Annotated in this window: 3 protein-coding genes; all 3 read right to left on the bottom strand. The window is 36.0% G+C overall.

Going from position 1 to position 3501, the window contains the following annotated elements; all coding sequences use genetic code 11:
- Nucleotides 1-322: 322 nt before the first annotated feature.
- Nucleotides 323-1003, bottom strand: a complete 681-nt coding sequence (locus EKM61_RS11610; protein WP_404802827.1) for a methionine ABC transporter permease — start codon at nucleotides 1001-1003, stop codon at nucleotides 323-325.
- The gene (locus EKM61_RS11605) at nucleotides 997-2037 is read right to left on the bottom strand and encodes a methionine ABC transporter ATP-binding protein (protein ID WP_068377133.1); all 1041 of its coding nucleotides are present in this window, start codon (nucleotides 2035-2037) and stop codon (nucleotides 997-999) included. Before EKM61_RS11605 ends, EKM61_RS11610 begins: the two co-directional genes overlap by 7 nt.
- An 85-nt stretch (nucleotides 2038-2122) precedes the next feature.
- A complete protein-coding gene (locus tag EKM61_RS11600) occupies nucleotides 2123-2896 on the bottom strand; it encodes a MetQ/NlpA family ABC transporter substrate-binding protein (RefSeq protein WP_100077728.1) in 774 nt (257 codons plus the stop codon).
- Nucleotides 2897-3501: the final 605 nt, after the last annotated feature.

Raw genomic sequence — 3501 nt, 5'->3', positions numbered from 1 at the left:
GAGCTTGCGTTTATTTTTTTGCCAAAAAAGCCAATAACCACACGCCTTTGGCGTGATTATTAGCTTTCAAGTTTCAGTTCTTTACTTGATAATTCTGGATATTCATGAAAATAGTGGCGGTACGCAATTAGTTGTGCGGATAAAGTTTCATTTAATAATTCACTCATTTGATTCACCCATCTCTGTAAAATAACCTTAATTTTCTAATTAAACCTAAAACCATTTTTTGTAAATCTTCTAAATTGTCTTTAACTAGAGAACGTTTAAAAAAACACTTTTATAGTGTTTACCTGACTAATTTAGTGCGGTACTTTCAACTATTTTAATGTTCTAATCTTCTAATAAAGAAATCACCAATCAATTGAATCAGTAAAACCATGATTAAAATGATGGCAGTTGCAGCAATAGTCACATCATTTTCAAATTGGTTATAACCCAAGGTAATGGCAATATCACCTAATCCCCCAGCCCCAACTGCACCGGCCATTGCCGTTAGACTGATCAAACTAATAATAGTGACAATTGAAACTCGCACAATCTCCGAAAGTCCCTCTTTTAGATAAACATGAATAATAATATCAAGTGGTGTCAGTCCCATAGCCTGCGATGCCTCTACCATACCTGGATCAACTTCAGCCAGTGCATTTTGAATCTGGCGAGCGTAGAACGGAGAACAGCCTAACACCAGCGGTACAATGGCCGCCGTTGTACCGATAGAAGTACCGATAATGGCCCGGGTCACTGGCGTTAATAATGCTAATAAGATAATAAACGGAATCGCTCTAAAAATATTGATGATTTTATCAACAATTTGATAAACAAATTTATTTTCTAGTAACTGATTAGGCTCTGTCACCACTAAAATAACACCGAAAACAACACCAAAAATGCCAGCAATAATAATGGAAATGGCAGTCATATAAAGCGTTTGTCCAATGGCCTGCACAAATTGATCCTGATTTGCAACAACGTTAGGAAAAAATTTGGAAATTAAGCTCAATATGAGCGGCCCCCTCCCGTTAATTGGTAGTTATATCGATGGCTCTTAAGTTGTCGCAGAACTTTGGCAACTTGTTCTTTGTTCCCTTGTATTCCAAGAATTAAATTGGTAATTACTCGTTGTTGAATAAACTGCGAATTACTATAAAAAATACGCATTGGAACTCCCAATACCGCAATAATCTCAACGATTTTTGCTTGATCCTCATTAGGACTGTTAATGAATGTCACTTCTATCACCGTCTCTTTAGGCCGTAAATCTAGGCTCTGAATAACATCATTATTTTGATGTCCAAAACCGATAAAGGTTTGTGTCAATACTTCCTTGGGATGTAAAAAAAGATCTAAGATACTACCATTTTCAACGACTTTCCCTTGATTCAAAACAACAACTTTATTACAGGTGCTCTTAATGACTTCCATCTCGTGACTAATCATAATAATAGTTAAATGTAATTCGGTATTAAGTTTCTTCAAAATAGTCAAAATATCTTCTGTTGTTTTGGGATCCAAGGCGCTCGTTGCTTCATCGCTAATTAATATCTCTGGATCATTTGCCAAAGATCGTGCAATTGCAACTCTTTGCTTTTGCCCTCCTGATAACTGCCGTGGGTAGGACATTTTCTTGTTGGCCAAACCAACCAATTTTAATAATCGTTCGGCCTTTTCTCTTTGTGCCACTTTTGATAAACCACTATGTAAAAGTGGCAGTGTTATATTTTCTTCAACTGTTCTTGTATTCATGAGATTGAAGTGTTGAAAAATCATACCAATCTTCTTGCGAGAATTTCGCAATTGTGCAGCCGATAAATCTATTAAACTTTGACCGTTAACAATAATTTGTCCTTGTGTTGGCCTTTGTAAAAAATTGATTGTCCGGGCCAGAGTGCTCTTACCTGCTCCAGAATACCCAATAATACCAAATACATCACCCTTTTGAATATCAAAGGAAACGTGATCGATAGCAGTTACATTTTTCTCATTGCCGCAAAATGTAACACTAACATTTTTTAAAGAAATAATAGGATCTTCCACCATCGCTGCCCCCTGCGTTAAAAATTCATTCTACTTTGCAAGATATAGTCGTCTTGTAAAATGTCTAATATTTTTCCGGTAAAGATATTTAATTAATTTCTGTCTTTGGAATATACCAATATCCCTGTTGATTATGTTGTTTAACGTAAGTCTTGAATTGTTTAGATGCATAGGCCTTCACAACCGCTTTTGCCCACGGCTTATTTTGATTCTTTTTATTGACAGTTGCCACTAACAAATATTGTTTTGCTAACTTTTCCTGACGAAGACTTGTTTTAGCAGAAATCTTAGCACTATAGCTTATGCTACCTGGTAAAACTGCATAATTAACATCCTTTATGCTGCGCGGAATTTGACTTGAATTCATTTCCGTAAATTTTAAATGGTGTGGATTTTTGGCAATATCAGTTTGTGACACTGTTACCGAATTCTTGGCCGATTTTTTCAAAGTAATGAGTTTTGCCTGCTGTAATAATTGGTAAGCCCGTGATCTATTTGCCGGATCATTAGGAATTGCAATATTTGCGCCCTTTTTTATATTTTTAATTGACTTACTACTACCTGGAAAAATCCCCATTGGAACAGTTGGTACATAGGCAATTCCTACAAAGTGTGCCTTTTTCTGCTTATTAAAATTATCTAACCATGCGGTATGCTGTTCCACATTCAAATCAGCATCCCCTTGATCCAAGGCCTCATCTGCATGATTTAAATCTGAAAAGGATTGGCTAGTTACCTTGTAACCTTCTTTCTCAAGGATCGGTTTCACACCTTTCAAAAATAGATCACTATATGGACCAGGTGACGTCGCTAGTCTGATAGTTTCCTTTGCGGTTGTCTGTGCTTCGCTACGCTGAGTCATCAGCACATTGCCCCCTATAAATACAATTGTCCCAAGCAATAGTGAAAATAAAAACCTATGCCAATTTATTCTTTTGATCATCTTGAAAACCCCTCTCTTTATTTAGCAAACGAAAAAGCACTCTCGTTACTTTATCTATTATTAATCTAGACAAAGGACGAAAGTGCTTTTTCGCGTTACCACCTTATTTTAAATAACCCTCACGAGCCATTTCTTATTAGGTACAGCACAACAGCCAAAATTGAATACTGCTACACAAATACCCGTTCTCTATAACGGGAGTTCCCGTTGTCGTCTAACAAAACTGCTCGACTTCAAAAACGATATCGAAAGACCATCTTTAGTTATAAACTAATGTCATCTTTCACCGTCTGATGACTCTCTTTGATCAGTTCCATAACTTACTCATCTTTACATTTATCTGAACTATTAATTTACAACAGTATTAACCAATGATGAGAAAAAGTCAATCTTTTTTAAAAATTGATGATTTTTTAATGTGACTAAGGAGCCGATTTGTATAAGGCCGAGTGTTTAAATAATTATGTGTAAATGATTTATTGAGAATTGAAAAAGGGAAGCCTCTCCCTTATGATAGTTAGCGT

The sequence above is a fragment of the Loigolactobacillus backii genome (genome assembly GCF_003946275.1).
GTDB lineage: Bacteria > Bacillota > Bacilli > Lactobacillales > Lactobacillaceae > Loigolactobacillus > Loigolactobacillus backii.
Note: the sequence above shows the minus strand (reverse complement) of the source record. Positions and strands in the feature narration are given on the sequence as shown.

Excerpts from the sequence above, each read along its gene's own strand:
- EKM61_RS11605 (WP_068377133.1), bottom strand. The coding sequence starts at position 2,037 with ATGGTGGAAGATCCTATTATTTCTTTAAAAAATGTTAGTGTTACATTT.
- EKM61_RS11600 (WP_100077728.1), bottom strand. The coding sequence starts at position 2,896 with ATGACTCAGCGTAGCGAAGCACAGACAACCGCAAAGGAAACTATCAGA.